Source organism: Microvirga roseola (assembly GCF_020866965.1).
In the GTDB taxonomy this organism is placed as follows: domain Bacteria; phylum Pseudomonadota; class Alphaproteobacteria; order Rhizobiales; family Beijerinckiaceae; genus Microvirga; species Microvirga roseola.
In genome coordinates this window covers 24912-41050 of sequence record NZ_JAJATX010000009.1, presented here as the reverse complement: position 1 = coordinate 41050, position 16139 = coordinate 24912, and the positions used below count along the sequence as shown (strand labels likewise).

Here is a 16139-nt window from a genome sequence, read left to right as displayed (position 1 = left end):
CATGGCCGATAGGGATAACGAAGCCAACCGCTTTTCCGCCCGGGCCGCCCGTTATGCCCGCGTGGGGGCCAATATGGGCGGCGTTGCGGCGCGCATGGCCGGCGCGCGCCTCATGGGCGTGAGCGGGCGCGACTCCTCCAATGCGGCGGCGCTGGCGCAGGCGCTCGGCGGCTTGAAGGGCCCGATCATGAAGGTGGCGCAGCTGCTCGCCACCATCCCCGATCTCATCCCGCCGGAATATGCCGCCGAACTGCAGAAGCTGCAGAGCGAAGCGCCGCCCATGGGTGCGGCCTTCGTCAAGCGGCGGATGCAGGCGGAGCTCGGACCGAACTGGCAGAGCCGCTTCGGCTCGTTCGACCTCGCGCCCGCCGCGGCGGCGTCCCTCGGCCAGGTCCACCGGGCGGCCACGAAGGAGGGTGAGCCCCTCGCCTGCAAGCTGCAATATCCCGACATGCAGTCCGCCGTGGAGGCGGATCTGGGCCAGCTCGAGTTCGTCTTCGCGCTCCACCGCCGCATGGATCCCGTCATTGATACCCGCGAGATCTCGAAGGAAATCGGCGAGCGGGTGCGGGAGGAGCTCGATTACGAGCGCGAGGCCAAGCATGCCGCGCTCTACGCAAGGACCCTCGAGGGCATCGACGAAGTGCGCGTGCCGAAAGTCCATCCGGAACTGTCCACCAGGCGGCTTCTCTCCCTGAGCTGGCTGGAGGGTGAGAAGATTCTCCAGTTCACGGAAAGTCCCGTAGAGATCCGCAACCGGCTGGCCGTGGCCATGTTCAAGGCGTGGTGGCATCCCTTCAGCCATGCGGCCGTGATCCACGGCGATCCCCACCTGGGCAATTACACCGTCTTCTCCGAGAACGGGGAGGCGAGGGGGATCAACCTTCTCGACTACGGCTGCATCCGCATCTTCCATCCCCGTTTCGTGGGCGGCGTCGTCGACCTCTATCGCGGGCTCCAGACCGGCGACCGCGCCCGCATCGTCCATGCCTACGAGACCTGGGGCTTCAAGAATCTCTCGAACGAGCTGATCGACATCTTGAATATCTGGGCCTCGTTTATCTACGGGCCGCTCCTCGACGACCGCGTCCGCACCGTGGCGGACGGGGTGAAGCCTGGCGAATACGGACGCCGCCAGGCCTTCGAGGTCCACAAGGCGCTCAAGGAGAAGGGGCCCGTCACCGTACCGCGCGAATTCGTCTTCATGGACCGCGCCGCCGTCGGTCTCGGGGCGGTCTTCCTGCACCTCAAGGCCGAGCTGAACTATCACCGGCTCTTCGAGGACGAGATCGCGCGCTTCTCGCTGGAGAATCTGGCGCAGAGGCAGGCGGAGGTGCTGTCTGCGGCGGGCCTGCCTCGGCCCCTGTAACGCGGTTGCATCCTTTGCGGCCCGGCTTTAGAGCCTTACCGCGTCAGAGGGGCAGCCGATGAAGATTGCTTTCGTCCACCAGAATTTTCCGGGCCAGTTCCTGCGTCTGTCGAAGAGCTTCGTGGCCGAGGGCCACGAGGTGGTCGGCCTGGGAACGGTGAAGTCCTGCGCCATTCCCGGCGTGAAGTACTATTCCTATCAGCCGGTTCCGGGTCCGGACGACCAGCCCTACAAGTTCCGCTTTTCCCCTGTCATTCCCCGCCTGCGCCGGGCCTATGGCGTCGCGCAGAAGGCGAAGGAGCTGGCGAGCCAGGGCTTCGAGCCGGACGTGGTCGTGGTCAATACCGGCTGGGGCGAGAACCTGTTTCTCAAGGACATCTGGCCGAAGGCCCGTCATGTGGCCTATTTCGAGTATTATTACGCATCCGAGGGGCAGGATGTCGGGTTCGACCCCGAATTCCCGACCGTGAACGAGGAGGTGATCTGGCGCCTTCGCGCCAAGAACGCCATGCAGCTCGGTGCGCTCGACGCCGCGGATCTCGCCGTTGCGCCCACGCGCTTCCAGCGGGACACCTTCCCGGCCTATCTGCACGACCGGATCGCCGTCATCCATGACGGGATCGACACGAAGAACCTGAAGCCGGATCCGGAGGCCCGCCTCCAGATCGGCCAGAGCGGCCCCAAGCTGAACCGGGGCAAGCCCGTCGTCACCTACGTGACCCGCAACATCGAGCCCATGCGCGGCGCGCACATCGTGTTCCGGAGCCTGCCCTACCTGCTCGACATCGATCCCGAGCTCCAGGTGATCATCATCGGCGGCAAGAAGACCAGCTATTCCGATGCCGCCCCCGACGGTCAGACCTGGTTCGACGTCTTCAAGTCCCGGATCGAGCGCCCGGTGGACTGGTCGCGGGTCCATTTCGTGGGCAACCTGGCCTACGACAAGTTCGTGCGGGTGCTGCAGGTCTCCTCCGCCCACATCTACATGACTTATCCCTTCGTCCTCTCCTGGTCCTCCATCGAGTCCATGGCGCTCGAATGCCGGATCGTGGCCTCCGACACCGCGCCGGTGCGCGAGATCATCCAGGATGGGGTCAACGGCCGCCTCTTTCCCTTCTTCGACGAGAAGGCGCTGGCCGAACGGGTGCGCGAGACCTTGATGGAAAAGGAGAAATCGGCCGCCATGGCGAAGGAGGCCCGCCGCATCGCGGTCGAGCGCTACGATTACGAGACCGTCTGCCTGCCGCAATGGCGGGAATTTCTGGGAATAAGATGATAACTTGGCGTTTGGCGGATAAACTTTCCATTACAATCATTCCAACGATTGCGGCTCCTCACCGCATGCGGTAAACGCAGCAATTAAGAACCGTTGCTAAACAGGGCATTTTGAATCATGGCCGATACAAAACACGCGCCGCACGGGGGCTATAGTCCGGATATGGACGGACCGACCCATGAAGCCACCTACCAGGGCTTCATCCGGTTCGCTGAAATTGCAACCGCCGTCGTCGTCTGCCACGTCCTCGCGCTGGCCGTGGGTGGCATCCACCATGCCTGGTTGACCGCCATTTTCGGCGTCATCCTGTCGCTTGCCGCCGGCGCCGTGGGCGCCCTTGCCCCGTCCATCGGCGTTCGCGCCCCGGCGGTGGTGGGGATTTTCCTCCTTCTGGCGCTCTTCTTCTACTGACATAAGGACCTGAAAACGTCCGTCTGACAGACTGGGGGCTCATATGCGGATCGCCGTTCTCTCCGAAACCGATGGAGCGGAGACACGCGTTTCCGCCACGCCCGAGACGGTCAAGAAGTATAAAAGCCTCGGCGCGGACGTGACCGTCCAGGCCGGGGCCGGGGCCAAGGCCGGCTTCGCCGATGCCGAATTCGAGGCCGCGGGCGCGACGGTCGCCAGGACGGCCAAGGATGCCCTGCAGGACGCGGACATCGTCCTCAAGGTCCGCCGCCCGGCGGCCGCGGAGCTCAAGGGCGTCAAGCCCGGCGCGATCCTCGTCGCCATCATGGACCCCTACGGCCAGGAGGCAGCCCTCCAGAGCCTGGCCGAGGCGCAGGTCTCCGCCATCGCCATGGAGCTGATGCCGCGCATCACCCGCGCCCAGGTGATGGACGTGCTCTCCTCCCAGGCCAACCTCGCCGGCTATCGCGCCGTGATCGACGCTTCGGCCGACTACGGCCGCGCCATTCCCATGATGATGACCGCCGCCGGCACCGTGCCGGCCGCCCGCATCTTCATCATGGGCGCAGGCGTCGCAGGGCTCCAGGCCATCGCCACCGCCCGCCGCCTCGGCGGCGTGGTGACCGCCACCGACGTGCGCCCCGCCGCCAAGGAGCAGGTGGAAAGCCTCGGCGCCAAGTTCATCGCGGTGGAGGACGAGGAGTTCAAGCAGGCCGAGACCGCGGGCGGCTACGCCAAGGAAATGTCGGCGGAGTACCGGGCCAAGCAGGCCGATCTGGTGGCCTCCCACATCGCCAAGCAGGACATCGTCGTCACCACGGCCCTGATCCCCGGCCGTCCGGCCCCGAAGCTGATCTCGAAGGCCATGGTGGAAGCCATGAAGCCGGGTTCGGTGATCGTGGACCTCGCCGTCGAGCGCGGCGGCAATTGCGAGCTCTCGGAGCCCGGCAAAGTGGTGGAGCATAACGGCGTGAAGATCGTGGGCCACCTCAATGTGCCCGGACGTCTCGCCGCCACCGCCTCCAGTCTCTACGCAAAGAACCTTTACGCCTTCGTCGAGACGCTGGTCGACAAGGAAGCCAAGACCCTGGCCGTGAAGTGGGACGACGAACTCGTCAAGGCGACCTGCCTGACCCGGGACGGCGCCATCGTCCACACGGCCTTCCAGCCGGCGGCCTAGAACTCAAGAGGGGGGACACCATGGCGACGATACTCACGCCCGAGCAGGCCGTCGAACAGGCCCGAGCGGCGGCCGAGGCTGCCCGGCAGGCCGCCGAAACGGCGCAGATCCTGGCCGATCAGGTGGCGCTCGCGGCCGGGGCGGCCGCGTCGACCGTCACCCATGGTGTGGTGGATCCGACGGTGTTTCGCCTGGCCATCTTCGTGCTGGCGATCTTCGTGGGCTATTACGTGGTCTGGCAGGTGACCCCGGCGCTGCACACGCCGCTGATGTCCGTCACCAACGCCATCTCCTCGGTCATCGTGGTCGGCGCGCTGCTCGCGGTCGGCGTCGACGCGGCGCCCGCCCTCGGGGAGGGGCCGATCTGGGCCAGGGCGCTCGGCTTCATCGGCCTCATCCTCGCGGCCATCAACATCTTCGGCGGCTTCCTGGTGACCCAGCGCATGCTCGCCATGTACCGCAAGAAGGGATGAGGCGATGTCGGCCAATCTTGCCTCGATCCTCTACCTCATCTCAGGCGTCCTGTTCATCCTGGCGCTGCGCGGCCTCTCCCATCCCACCACGTCCCGGCAGGGCAACCTCTACGGCATGGTCGGCATGGGGATCGCCATCCTCACCCCCCTGTTCGTCCAGCCCCCCAACGGCTTCGGCGGATGGGCGCTGGTGGTGCTGGGCCTCGCCATCGGCGGCGGCATCGGCGCGGTGATCGCCAAGCGCGTGCCGATGACGGCCATGCCGCAGCTCGTCGCGGCCTTCCACTCGCTCGTGGGCCTGGCCGCGGTGCTCGTGGCGGCGGGGGCGCTCTATGCGCCGCAGGCGTTCGGCATCGGAGCGGTCGGCACCATCCATGGCGGCTCGCTCTTCGAGATGGCGCTGGGCGTGGCCATCGGCGCCATCACCTTCACCGGCTCTGTCATCGCGTTCCTGAAGCTCGACGGCCGCATGTCCGGCAAGCCGATCCTGCTGCCGAGCCGGCACCTCATCAATATGGGCCTCGGGCTCCTGCTGCTCGTGCTGCTCATCGCTTTCATCCGCACGGAGAGCCATGCGGCCTTCTGGTTGATCGTGCTGGCGGCCTTCGTGCTGGGCGTGACGCTCATCATCCCGATCGGCGGCGCGGACATGCCCGTCGTGGTGTCGATGCTCAACTCCTATTCCGGCTGGGCGGCGGCAGGCATCGGCTTCACCCTCGGCAACCTTGCGCTCATCATCACGGGCGCATTGGTCGGCTCCTCGGGCGCGATCCTGTCCTACATCATGTGCAAGGGCATGAACCGCTCCTTCATTTCCGTCATCCTCGGCGGCTTCGGCGGCGAGACGGCGGGACCCGCAGGCGGGGCGGTCGAGACGAGGCCCGTAAGGCAGGGCTCGGCGGACGACGCCGCCTTCATCATGAAGAATGCGGCCAAGGTCATCATCGTCCCGGGCTACGGCATGGCGGTCGCCCAGGCCCAGCATGCGCTGCGCGAGATGGCCGACACCCTCAAGGCCGAGGGCGTTGAGGTGAAGTACGCCATCCATCCGGTGGCGGGCCGCATGCCGGGCCACATGAACGTGCTGCTGGCGGAAGCGAGCGTGCCTTACGACGAGGTCTTCGAGCTCGAGGACATCAACGGGGAGTTCGCCCAGGCCGACGTGGCCTTCGTGATCGGCGCCAACGACGTGACGAACCCGGCGGCCAAGACCGATCCCAACTCGCCGATCTTCGGCATGCCGATCCTCGACGTGGAGAAGGCCAAGACCGTGCTCTTCATCAAGCGCGGCATGGGCTCCGGCTATGCGGGCGTGGAGAACGAGCTTTTCTTCCGAGACAACACGATGATGCTCTTCGGCGACGCCAAGAAGATGGTCGACGAAATTCTGAAAAACCTCGTCTGACCATTTCGTTTCGGACGATTTCTGCGGTAAGGCCGGTCTCAGGACCGGCCTTGTTCGTTGAAAGGCCACTCTTCCGGCATTTCATGGAGACGACGATGGCGATCACGATGCGTTCCGCACAGCCCGCAGACCGGGACGCGGTGATCGAGCTGATCCATCGGCTCAACGTCTTCGAGGCGGACCTCACCCAGGACCGGCGGCGGGACTATGGCGGGGCGATCGGCTATTACGACGAGCTGATGCAGCGCCTTGCTGCCCGCAAGGGCCGGATCATCCTCGCCGAGGCGAATGGCATCATCGTCGGCGCCATGGGCTTCTCCCTCGACCAGGACGCCGCCTACATGTCCGACGACGTGCGCCGTCACGGCACGGTGACGGATCTCGTCGTCCACGAGGAATGGCGCGGTCGCGGCATTGGCCAGATGCTGCTCGCCGAGGCCGAGCGGCTGACGAAGGCCGCCGGCCACAAGCGCCTGATGATCGGCGTGCTCGTCGCCAACGAGCGGGCGGACCGCACCTACCGCCAGTTCGGCTTCGAGCCTTACGTGTCGATCCTAAAAAAGGAGTTGTGAGGGAGACGACTTTTAGTTGGCTTCCACACGGCCCGTGCGTAATATGGTATTTCGATACTGAAATGTGGTTGCAGATAAGGATCTTTTCTTGAGATCTCTTCGAAATCTGAGCATGGGTCTGATTGCGGCTGCTACGTTTCTCCTTTTGCAGGGGTAAGCATAGCCCGAAGCGAAAGAGACGATTACCGAGGCGATGGCTCATGAGATGAGAGCGCTCGCCTTGAAAAACCTTCGCTTACTGTTGTGCTCTGAAGGTAAGTTTTGTGCGCCTGCAACAGAAAGTGAGTTAAGGCATCCCCCCATCTCGATTGAGGATACTCGCAGAGCGATGTCGATTGGAGTTATATCGGGCGTAGCTGAGAAGTGCGGTGTTGACTGGAACAGGAATTTCTTTGGTCCACTCATGAGCCACTTTCGTCATCAAGTGCGCATGAATGAGCGACAGCTTTCCCTGATCGCCTTTGTTCATGGTGTTCAGCAATCCAGAGCCCTCAAATCGGCGACGAACGACATGTGCACTCCCGCTATGAAAGAGCGATTGTCCAATTCTGTGGCTCGTTAGGTTCCATGGTAGCGGCATAGTCTGAACGCCTACTGCGCCTAAGTGTCGATTCTGAAAAAAGAACTGTGAGAGGGCGGGTAGGCCTCCTCCCACGCCATCAGCATCGTCAGCTTCGGCCAGCGGGCCGGCCAGTTCTTTCCTGCTATCCGATCGCGATAGGTCTCCATCTTATGCCCGAATAACGGGGTCGGCCTGACGATGAGATTCAGGAGATCCTCGACACCCTAGGGAGCTAGGATCTCGACCTGTCCGTCGGCTTTGCGTGCGGCCACGGCGGTGGCGGTTTCGGACCAGTGGGCGACGGCATCGAAGGTATTGCGGTAGGGCGCATCGCCATTGCGCAGCTGCATGCGCGCCTGGTTCTTGACCGACCACTCGAATCCTGGAGCAAGTCGGCGGAGGCGGTGCTCCAGATCGGCTTCACGCTCTTTGCACGAATCGGCGGGGTCGAAAAAGATCACATCGATATCGTTGAGACGGGACACGTCGAACTCGCGGCCATGGAGATGATCCCATACGGCGTTTCGAACGAAACCGGCGCCGATCCAGCTATCGGGGAGTGCAAGGCTCTCCAAATGTGAAAGAAGCGCAAGCATGTCTGCCTGCGCTTCGAGAAATCTCCCAATCTCGGCGGCGCCGTGCAGGGGAGTGACGGCAGCTGTCATGCCGTTCTCCCCTGGCCGCGCTCTTACTTAGTTGAAGAGGCCCGCCACTCCGCCGCCGCCCTGGAGCTTGGCGAGGCCCTGGCGGGCGGTGCTGTTGTTGTTGTCGATGGAAATCGCGCGCTGATAGCTCTCGACGGCCTGCTGGCGGTCGCCCTTGCGCTCATAAGCCAGCCCGCGCCACGCCCAGGAATCCGCATCCCGGTTGTTGACGTTGAGCGCCGCGTTGAAGTCCTCGATGGCTTTGTCGAACTGGTTCGTCACCACGAGGCTCTGGCCGCGCGCGGCATAGGGGGCGGCGACGAAGGGATTCCGGTCGATGGTGGCGTCGAAGTCCAGGATCGCCTGCTGGTGCAGGCCCTGGCGCTGGTAGAGCAGGCCGCGGGCATGGAGCGCCTCGGCCGATTCGGGCAGCAGGCGGATTGCGACGGAGAGATCGTCCTGGGCCTGCTGGTATTGTCCCTGGACGCGCAGCAGGTTGCCGCGGCCGATATAGGCCGGGCCGTAATTGGGATCGGCCTGGATGGCGCGGGTGAAATCGGTGAGCGCCTGGTCGTTGCGGTTCGTCTGCCTCAAGGCCAGGGCGCGGTTGGTGTAGGCCGGGGCGTAGTTGGGATCGAGCTGCACCGCCTTGCTGAAATCGGCGATGGCGTCGCTGTAGCGTCCCACCTTCGCATAGGCCACGCCGCGGGTGTTGTAGGCGCTCGGATCGTTGGGATTGCGCTGGATGACATCCGACAGGGAGGCGATGTTCACAGTGCTGGTGCCCTGCGTATCCTCCTCCACCACCGCGATGCGTTGCGTGGGGCCGACGCTCGTGGTTCCGCAGGCGGTCAGGCCGAAGGCAAGAAGGGTCAGGCTCAGGGGCGCAAAGCGACGGATCGTTGGGGCGAACACCTTCGTCTCCAATGTCATGGGTTAACGCTTACTCTGCCGATAAAACCTTAACAGCCGCGAAACAAGACGGCTACGGCTCGGAAAAGGCCGGGCGAGGGGGCCAAAGTGTCGCTCAAGACGCAAAACAGCGCCCCGCTGGTGTCAGCCGGGCGCTGGTTCACAATCGATCGTCCAAGCCCCGAAAGGCTTGAAAAGCTTAGCGGGTCGGGCGGGGCTTCGAAGGAAGCAGGCCTTCGCGCTGCATGCGCTTGCGGATCAGCTTACGAGCGCGGCGAACGGCCTCAGCCTTCTCGCGGGCCTTCTTCTCAGACGGCTTCTCGTAATGACCGCGAAGCTTCATCTCGCGGAAGATACCCTCACGCTGCATCTTCTTCTTGAGAGCGCGGAGCGCCTGATCGACGTTGTTATCCCGGACAAGAACCTGCACGCGAATTCCTCGTGTTTAAAGCCGTTTCGATTGTGACAAAAGGTAATCGAGGCGCGTCATGTGCACCTCTATCTGGTGCGGCGTGGTACCAGAAGAAGCCTTGCCTGTCCAGGGTCCGCTTCCGACAAAAGCGCCGCTCCAAAGGGTCAACCGTCCCGTTTTGAGAAGGTTTCACGCCCCTTCGGGAAAAACGCGCGTCACATGCCCCATCTTGCGGCCGGGGCGGGCCTCCGTCTTGCCATAAAGGTGGAGATGGGCTCCCGGTTCCGCCAGGATGCGCTCCCACTCGTCGGCATCGTGACCGATCAGGTTCGTCATCTCGACCAGGCCGAGGCGCGAGGCCTTGCCCAGGGGCCAGCCGCAGACGGCCCGCACATGCTGCTCGAACTGCGAGGTGACGGCCCCGCCGAGGGTCCAGTGGCCGGAATTGTGGACCCGCGGGGCGATCTCGTTGACCACCAGGCGCTCGTTCCCGCCTTCCGTGACCAGGAACATCTCGACGGCGAGGACACCCACATAGTCCAGGGCATCGGCGATGGAGCGGGCGATGCGCATGGCCTGCTCCTCGGTGCCCGCCGAGACCCCGGCCGGCACCCGGGTGGTGTCCAGGATGTGGTGGCGGTGTTCGTTGGCGCACAGGTCGTAGGCCGCGAATGCTCCGGAGGCGGAGCGGGCTGCGACCACCGAGACCTCGCGCTCGAAGGGCACGAAGCCCTCGATGATGGAGGAGGCGCGCCCGACCTCGTTCCAGGCGGCGACGTGATCGGTCTCTGGCCGGATCATCACCTGGCCCTTGCCGTCATAGCCGAAGCGCCGGGTCTTGAGCACGGCGGGCCGGCCGATGCGGTCCAGGGCTGCGGCGAGCTCCGTCTCGTCGGCAAAGGCTGCGAAGGGAGCAATGGCGATGCCCAGTCCGGCAATGAAGCTCTTCTCCAGGAACCGGTCCTGCGAGACGGCGAGCGCCTGGGCATTGGGGGCAAGCCGGGTATGGGCGCTCAAGATGGCGGCGGTCTCGCTCGGCACGTTCTCGAATTCGTAGGTCACCACGTCCACGGCCTTCGCGAAACGCACCAGGGCCGCCTCGTCTTCGTAAGGAGCGACAGTGACCTCGCCCGCCACGTCGAAGGCGGGGCTGTTCTCGTCGGGGGCGTAGATGTGGGTCTTCAGGCCGAGCTCCGCCGCCGCCATGGCGATCATGCGCCCGAGCTGGCCGCCGCCGAGGATGCCGAGGGTGCTGCCGGGGCGGATCATCGCGTTCATCCTTCGTCGGAGGGGTGTTCGGCCACGCTCTCGCTCTGGAGCCTGCGCCAGGCGTCGAGCCGCTCGGCCAGGGCTTCGTCGTGGAGCGCGAGCACGGCTGCGGCGAGGAGGGCCGCGTTCACCGCGCCGGCCCGACCGATGGCGAGCGTTCCCACGGGGATGCCCGCCGGCATCTGCACGATGGAGAGCAGGCTATCCTGGCCGGACAGCGATTTCGATTCCACCGGAACCCCGAAGACGGGCAGGGGCGTCATGGCCGCCGTCATGCCGGGCAGGTGGGCCGCGCCGCCTGCGCCTGCGATGACGACCTGGAAGCCTGCCGCCTTCGCGCCCTTGGCGAAGGCCACGAGCCGGTCGGGCGTGCGGTGGGCCGAGACGATGCGGGCATCGTACCCGATGTCGAGCGCTTCCAGCGTCTCGGCGGCATGGCGCATGGTGGCCCAGTCGGACTGACTGCCCATGATGATGGCAACGGGGGATCCCGCCATTGATACGGCTCCGGCGTAAGGCCTGATGGTCAGGCGGGAATAACGAAGGCGCCGCAGACAGGCAAGGCCGTCGTCCGCCGACGGGCGATCTCAGGCGATGATGTCGGGCGTCAGCTGGTCTTCCAGCTGGATGATCTGGTCCCTCAGGGCGAGCTTGCGCTTCTTCAGACGCTGCACCTGGAGCTGGTCTCCGGCGATCATGCTTTCCAGGGCATCGATGGCCGTGTCGAGATCGCGGTGCTCCTGCTTGAGGCGGGCCAATTCCGCTTCCAGTTCAACCAATTCGGGCATTGAAAACAATCCGATCAACCCGGCGTTTCTACCCGCCGGTCGCAAGCGCGAAAGTATGCTCTCGGGCCGCATGAAGAGCAAGGGGACAGCTTCTTCTTCTACTCTCGATTCTGCAAATTTCGCCTTCGACTCGCCACACTCTGTCTGTCACAATATTCCTGTCAGTAGATCGAATAGGAGGAACTGACATGCCGCTAGAGAACCATCTGACGGAACTCGAGAAGAAGCATCGGGCGCTCGAGCGCGAAATCCAGGATGCTCTGACCAGGCCGTCTGCGGATGACATGAGACTGGCGGAACTCAAGCGAAGGAAGCTTCAGCTCAAGGATGAGATCACACGACTGAGAAGCTCCGAACCGGCGGTGCATTGACCCCCCGGTCCCACCAAGACAATCCCTGCGAAAGCCGTCGCATCTCCTGGGATGCGGCGGCTTTTCTTTGGTGCATCGCGGGGACCCGATCTTCCGCCCGGCAAGGCTATGAAAAGAGCGCTGTTGCGCCGTCATAGACGAGCTTGGCGCCGACCAGCACCAGAAGCAGATAGACGAAGGTGTAGAAGCGCTCGGGCGAGACCCGCCGCACGAGCAGGACCCCGGCCCAGGTTGAGGCGATCGCCACCGGAAACAGGGCCACCGCGGTCGTCAGGTTCTCGGTGGTGAACTGCCCCAGCGCAATATAGGGCGGGACCTTGATCCAGTTGACGATCCCGAAGACGATAGCTCCCGTGCCGACGAAGACGTCCCGCGGCAGGCGCTGGGGCATGACATAGATCTGGAAGGGCGGACCGCCCGCATGCGCGATCATGCTGGTGAAGCCTGTGACCCCTCCCCAGAACAGGCCGCGCGGCCCATCGGCAAGGGTGGGCTTCGGCTGGATCGCACCCCGCTCCAGGATGATCCGGCGGATGGCGAAGGCCACCGAGATCACGCCGATGGCGAGCTTGACCGCGGCATCGGAGACCTGGGCCGCTAGGAGATAGCCTGTGAGGATGCCGGAGGTGGCTCCGGCGACCAGAAGGACGACGTTGCGCCGGTCCCATGTATGCCGGTAGGCCCAGACGGAAACCACGTCCTGCACGATGAGCAGCGGCAGGGTGATGGCGGCGGCCTGAACCGGGGAGACGACCAGCGCCATCAGCGGCAGCGAGAGAAGTCCGATCCCGGAGAAGCCGCCCTTGGCGAGCCCCAGGAGGATCACCGCGGGGATTGCGGCGGCATAGAAAAGAGGATCGGTGATCATTCGCCTATCCGATATCCCGGACCGTTCTCGGCGGCCAGGAGGAAGCATCCCGAAGCACGAAGCCGCCTGCCTGGGCGAGGATGGAGAAATGCTCCGGGGCGCTCACGCGCCGGAGATTATTGAGGCTCGCCCTGCCGCCGACGGCGAGCGCCGGGGTAAAGCCATAGACCTCGTCCAGCGCCAGAGGCCCACATTTCGCAACGGTCCGCTCGAACAGCGGCTTGCCGTCGGCGGCGATCAGATCGCAGGCGGGATGATCGAGCGCCGGCAGGGTCGCCGTGGCGATGACGAGGTCGTCGGGCGCCGGGCTGTCCGTCCCCATGTCGGGGGCCAGGACCTGCCCGAAAGGGAGATTGATCTCGAGCGCTTGATGCCGCCGACTCCAGACGAGAGGAGCGCCAAAGGCGGTAAAGCCGTAAGGAAGACAGTCCTCGCTGCTGAAATCCGGGTCGTCGCCGAAGACAAGATCGAGAACGCCGTGGTAGCGCGCGGGATCGCAGAACTGGAAGCGGCCTCCGAGCCAGGTTCCGCGCCCGCATTCGAGCCAGAGGGTCAAAAGGCTTTCCGGCAATCGTCCGCGGTACGGCTCCAGCGCCTCCGGCGAGACGCGCTCGACGGGGTCGAAGGCGCCATACTCCTCCATCAGGTGAGCGAAATCTTCCGACAGCATTCACGGCCCCCAGTCCAGATGTCGCGCATCCGGTCACACCCGGCGAAAGTCGACTCACCGAAAGTCGCCGCTGACCCCGGTGTCTTTGCCTGCTACCACAGCAGTGCTTTCGAGTCTCATGCGCTGAAGACAACGGGGAAACGCCATGCCAACAACCCAAAGTCGCTACCATGAGGTCTATGCCCGCTGGAGATCCGATCCGGAGGGTTTCTGGGCCGAGGCCGCGCGGGAGATCGACTGGATCAGGCCCGCCGAAACGATCTTCGATCCCAAGGCCGGAGTCTACGGCGCGTGGTTCACCGGCGCGCTCTGCAACACCTGCTACAATGCGGTCGACCGGCACGTGAAGGATCGCGGCGATCAGGCCGCGATCATTTACGACAGCCCGGTCACGGGGACCAAGCGCCGGATTTCCTACGCAGAGCTGCAGGACGAGGTGGCGACGCTCGCCGCCATGCTGGAGGAGATGGGGGTCGCAAAGGGGGACCGCGTCGTCATCTACATGCCGATGATCCCGGAGGCGGTGGTCGGCATGCTGGCCTGCGCCCGCATAGGCGCGATCCATTCGGTGGTCTTCGGCGGCTTCGCCTCGAAGGAGCTCGCGACCCGCATCGACGATGCGCGGCCCAAGCTCATCCTCTCCGCCTCCTGCGGCATCGAGGGGGCGCGCGTCATTCCCTATAAGCCCTTGCTCGACGAGGCGATCGCGCTGTCCGCGACCAAGCCGGATTCCTGCCTCGTCTTCCAGCGTTCGCAATGCGAGGCCTCCCTCGTCGAGGGGCGCGACCGGGACTGGGCGGCGGAAGCCGCCAAGGCTAGGTCGGTCGGCCGGAAGGCCGAATGCGTGCCGGTGGCGGCGACCGATCCGCTCTACGTGCTCTACACCTCCGGCACCACAGGCAAGCCGAGGGGCGTGGTGCGCGACAACGGCGGCTACATGGTCGCGCTCAAATGGACCATGAGCAACTTCTTCGGCGTCGAGCCGGGGGAGGTCTTCTGGGCCGCCTCCGATGTCGGCTGGGTGGTCGGCCATTCCTACATCGTCTATGCGCCGCTGCTGCACGGCTGCACGGCGATCCTCTATGAGGGCAAGCCCGTCGGCACGCCGGATGCGGGCGCCTATTGGCGGGTCATTTCCGATCATGGCGTCGTGACGCTGTTCACGGCTCCGACCGCCTTCCGCGCCATCAAGAAGGAGGATCCCAACGCGGAACTCCTGAAAGGCTACGATCTCTCCTCGTTCCGCGCCCTGTTCCTCGCGGGCGAGCGTGCGGACCCCGATACGCTGCAATGGGCCGAGAACATCCTGAACGTGCCGGTGATCGACCATTGGTGGCAGACGGAGACCGGCTGGCCCGTCGCGGGCAACCCGCTGGGACTCGGAGCGCTTCCGGTCAAGCACGGCTCGCCGACGGTGCCGATGCCGGGCTATATCCTGGACGTGCTGGACGAAGGCGGAAAGCCGGTCGGCCCCAATACGATGGGCTCCATCGTGATCAAGCTGCCCCTGCCTCCCGGCTGCCTGCCGACCCTGTGGGAGGCGGAGGAGCGCTTCAAGGAATCGTACCTGTCCACCTATCCTGGCTACTACAACACCTCGGATGCCGGCTATCTCGACGAGGACGGCTATGTCTGGGTGATGGGCCGCACGGACGACATCATCAATGTCGCGGGACACCGCCTCTCGACCGGCGGCATGGAGGAGGTGCTGGCCTCGCACCCTGCCGTGGCCGAATGCGCCGTGATCGGCATCAAGGATCAGCTCAAGGGCGAGGTGCCCTGCGGCTTCGTGGTGTTGAAATCCGGCGTCCGGACGGAGCCCGCCGAGATCGAGAAGGAGCTCGTGGCGCTCGTGCGCGAGAAGATCGGCCCCGTTGCGGCCTTCAAGCTTGCGCTTACCGTGGCGCGCCTGCCCAAGACCCGCTCCGGCAAGATCCTGCGCGGCACCATGAAGAAGATCGCCGACGGGGACCAGTGGGCGACCCCGGCCACCATCGATGATCCCATCATCTTAGAGGAGATCGGCGAGGTGCTGCGGGGAAGAGGGCTGGCTCGATAGGCGGCAGATCGTCTCGGACCCGTGAGCCGATCCACGACAGCAGGCGGAAAAGAAAAGGCCCGGAGCGATCCGGGCCTTTTTTGAACCTTATTCCTCGTCCTCGTCGTCGCGCTTGAGCTGCTTGAGCTTGGCGAAGACGGAGTTGACGTCGATGTCCTCCTCCTGGGCCGGCTTGGGCCGGCTCATATCGGCGAAGGGCTCGTCGTGCCGGGGCTCCTCGGCGGTGGAGACCTCGGCCGGCATCAGGGTGCCTCCGGTCTCCTGCGGCTGAACCTGCGGGCGATCCTTGGCGGCGCGCTGCACCTCGAAATCGAGATCGATCTGCGAGCAGAGGCCAAGCGTCACCGGATCCATCGGGGTCAGGCTCGCCGAGTTCCAGTGGGTGCGGTCGCGGACCTGCTGGATCGTGGTCTTGGTGGTGCCCACCAGACGCATGATCTGGGCGTCCTTGAGCTCGGGATGGTTGCGCACCAGCCAGAGGATGGCGTTCGGGCGGTCGTGGCGGCGGGAGACCGGGGTATAGCGCGGCCCCTTCTTGATCTTCTTCTGCTCCGGCAGCTTCACCCGCGATTCGGCGAGCTTCAGGCGGTAGTTCGGGTTGTCTTGGGCCTTCTCGATCTCCTCGCGGGTCAGCTGGCCCGTGGTCACCGGGTCGAGGCCCTTGATGCCCGCCGCAACCTCGCCGTCCGCGATGCCCTTCACCTCGAGGGGGTGCAGCTTGCAGAAATCGGCGATCTGGTCGAACGACAGCGATGTATTCTCGACGAGCCAAACGGCCGTCGCCTTCGGCATCAGCGGTCCCTGGGACATGTAGGCGAACCTCCTTCAGGCCGGGCGCCGGATGATCGGCGCCGCACGGCAAAACTCTCTCGCGCTCCGACCCGGCCGGGACCGGAGC

General features: G+C 64.8%; 17 protein-coding genes and 1 pseudogene. 9 read left to right on the top strand and 9 right to left on the bottom strand.

The genetic code is table 11. The annotated features are described in order from the left end of the window. Position 1 precedes the first annotated feature (1 nt). The 7 genes from LG661_RS08215 (at position 2) to LG661_RS08185 (ending at position 6686) form a co-directional block, all read left to right on the top strand. The gene (locus tag LG661_RS08215) at positions 2-1369 is read left to right on the top strand and encodes an ABC1 kinase family protein (protein ID WP_230531391.1); all 1368 of its coding nucleotides are present in this window, start codon (positions 2-4) and stop codon (positions 1367-1369) included. Between the two features lie 58 nt (positions 1370-1427). Then, positions 1428-2645: a glycosyltransferase gene (locus LG661_RS08210; RefSeq protein ID WP_230531390.1), complete on the top strand. Its 1218-nt coding sequence runs from the start codon at positions 1428-1430 to the stop codon at positions 2643-2645. Positions 2646-2762: 117 nt separating this feature from the next. Then, complete coding sequence (locus LG661_RS08205) at positions 2763-3056, top strand: aa3-type cytochrome c oxidase subunit IV (RefSeq protein WP_230531389.1); 294 nt, start codon at positions 2763-2765, stop codon at positions 3054-3056. Positions 3057-3099: 43 nt separating this feature from the next. Then, the gene (locus tag LG661_RS08200) at positions 3100-4236 is read left to right on the top strand and encodes a Re/Si-specific NAD(P)(+) transhydrogenase subunit alpha (RefSeq protein ID WP_230531388.1); all 1137 of its coding nucleotides are present in this window, start codon (positions 3100-3102) and stop codon (positions 4234-4236) included. 20 nt (positions 4237-4256) lie between these two features. Next, a complete protein-coding gene (locus LG661_RS08195; RefSeq protein ID WP_230531387.1) occupies positions 4257-4709 on the top strand; it encodes a proton-translocating transhydrogenase family protein in 453 nt (150 codons plus the stop codon). Between the two features lie 4 nt (positions 4710-4713). Then, positions 4714-6114, top strand: a complete 1401-nt coding sequence (locus LG661_RS08190) for an NAD(P)(+) transhydrogenase (Re/Si-specific) subunit beta (RefSeq protein ID WP_230531386.1) — start codon at positions 4714-4716, stop codon at positions 6112-6114. Between the two features lie 95 nt (positions 6115-6209). Continuing rightward, entirely contained in the window at positions 6210-6686 is a 477-nt protein-coding gene (locus tag LG661_RS08185; protein WP_230531385.1) for a GNAT family N-acetyltransferase, read from the top strand. Between the two features lie 600 nt (positions 6687-7286). On the opposite strand, the pseudogene LG661_RS08180 reads toward LG661_RS08185, so the two are convergent. The 6 genes and pseudogenes from LG661_RS08180 to LG661_RS08155 all read right to left on the bottom strand — a co-directional run bounded on the left by LG661_RS08180 (position 7287) and on the right by LG661_RS08155 (position 11273). Then, positions 7287-7844: pseudogene (locus LG661_RS08180) on the bottom strand (nucleotidyltransferase family protein). Between the two features lie 96 nt (positions 7845-7940). Next, positions 7941-8825 (bottom strand): tetratricopeptide repeat protein, encoded by an 885-nt coding sequence (locus LG661_RS08175; RefSeq protein WP_230531384.1) that lies wholly within the window; start codon positions 8823-8825, stop codon positions 7941-7943. A 178-nt stretch (positions 8826-9003) separates the two neighbouring features. After that, positions 9004-9234: a 30S ribosomal protein S21 gene (gene rpsU / locus LG661_RS08170; protein WP_009763401.1), complete on the bottom strand. Its 231-nt coding sequence runs from the start codon at positions 9232-9234 to the stop codon at positions 9004-9006. Between the two features lie 171 nt (positions 9235-9405). After that, positions 9406-10485 (bottom strand): 5-(carboxyamino)imidazole ribonucleotide synthase, encoded by a 1080-nt coding sequence (locus LG661_RS08165; RefSeq protein WP_230531383.1) that lies wholly within the window; start codon positions 10483-10485, stop codon positions 9406-9408. Between the two features lie 5 nt (positions 10486-10490). After that, a complete protein-coding gene (purE, locus tag LG661_RS08160; protein ID WP_230531382.1) occupies positions 10491-10982 on the bottom strand; it encodes a 5-(carboxyamino)imidazole ribonucleotide mutase in 492 nt (163 codons plus the stop codon). Between the two features lie 90 nt (positions 10983-11072). Continuing rightward, complete coding sequence (locus LG661_RS08155) at positions 11073-11273, bottom strand: YdcH family protein (protein ID WP_230531381.1); 201 nt, start codon at positions 11271-11273, stop codon at positions 11073-11075. A 188-nt stretch (positions 11274-11461) separates the two neighbouring features. Here LG661_RS08155 and LG661_RS08150 point away from each other — a divergent pair, with 188 nt between their 5' ends. Further along, positions 11462-11644 (top strand): YdcH family protein, encoded by a 183-nt coding sequence (locus LG661_RS08150; RefSeq protein ID WP_230531380.1) that lies wholly within the window; start codon positions 11462-11464, stop codon positions 11642-11644. A gap of 106 nt (positions 11645-11750) precedes the next feature. Here LG661_RS08150 and LG661_RS08145 read toward each other — a convergent pair whose 3' ends face one another. Next, complete coding sequence (locus tag LG661_RS08145) at positions 11751-12512, bottom strand: sulfite exporter TauE/SafE family protein (RefSeq protein WP_230531379.1); 762 nt, start codon at positions 12510-12512, stop codon at positions 11751-11753. Between the two features lie 4 nt (positions 12513-12516). Then, positions 12517-13182, bottom strand: coding sequence for a GAD-like domain-containing protein (locus tag LG661_RS08140; RefSeq protein ID WP_230531378.1), 666 nt, complete (start codon positions 13180-13182; stop codon positions 12517-12519). Positions 13183-13327: 145 nt separating this feature from the next. Between LG661_RS08140 and LG661_RS08135 the strand changes: the two genes are divergently transcribed. Beyond that, positions 13328-15241 carry a propionyl-CoA synthetase gene (locus tag LG661_RS08135; protein WP_230531377.1) on the top strand — a complete coding sequence of 638 codons (1914 nt, stop codon included), beginning with the start codon at positions 13328-13330 and terminating at the stop codon, positions 15239-15241. Between the two features lie 87 nt (positions 15242-15328). On the opposite strand, the gene LG661_RS08130 is transcribed toward LG661_RS08135, so the two are convergent. Then, entirely contained in the window at positions 15329-16051 is a 723-nt protein-coding gene (locus tag LG661_RS08130) for a DUF1013 domain-containing protein (protein ID WP_230531376.1), read from the bottom strand. Positions 16052-16139 lie beyond the last annotated feature (88 nt).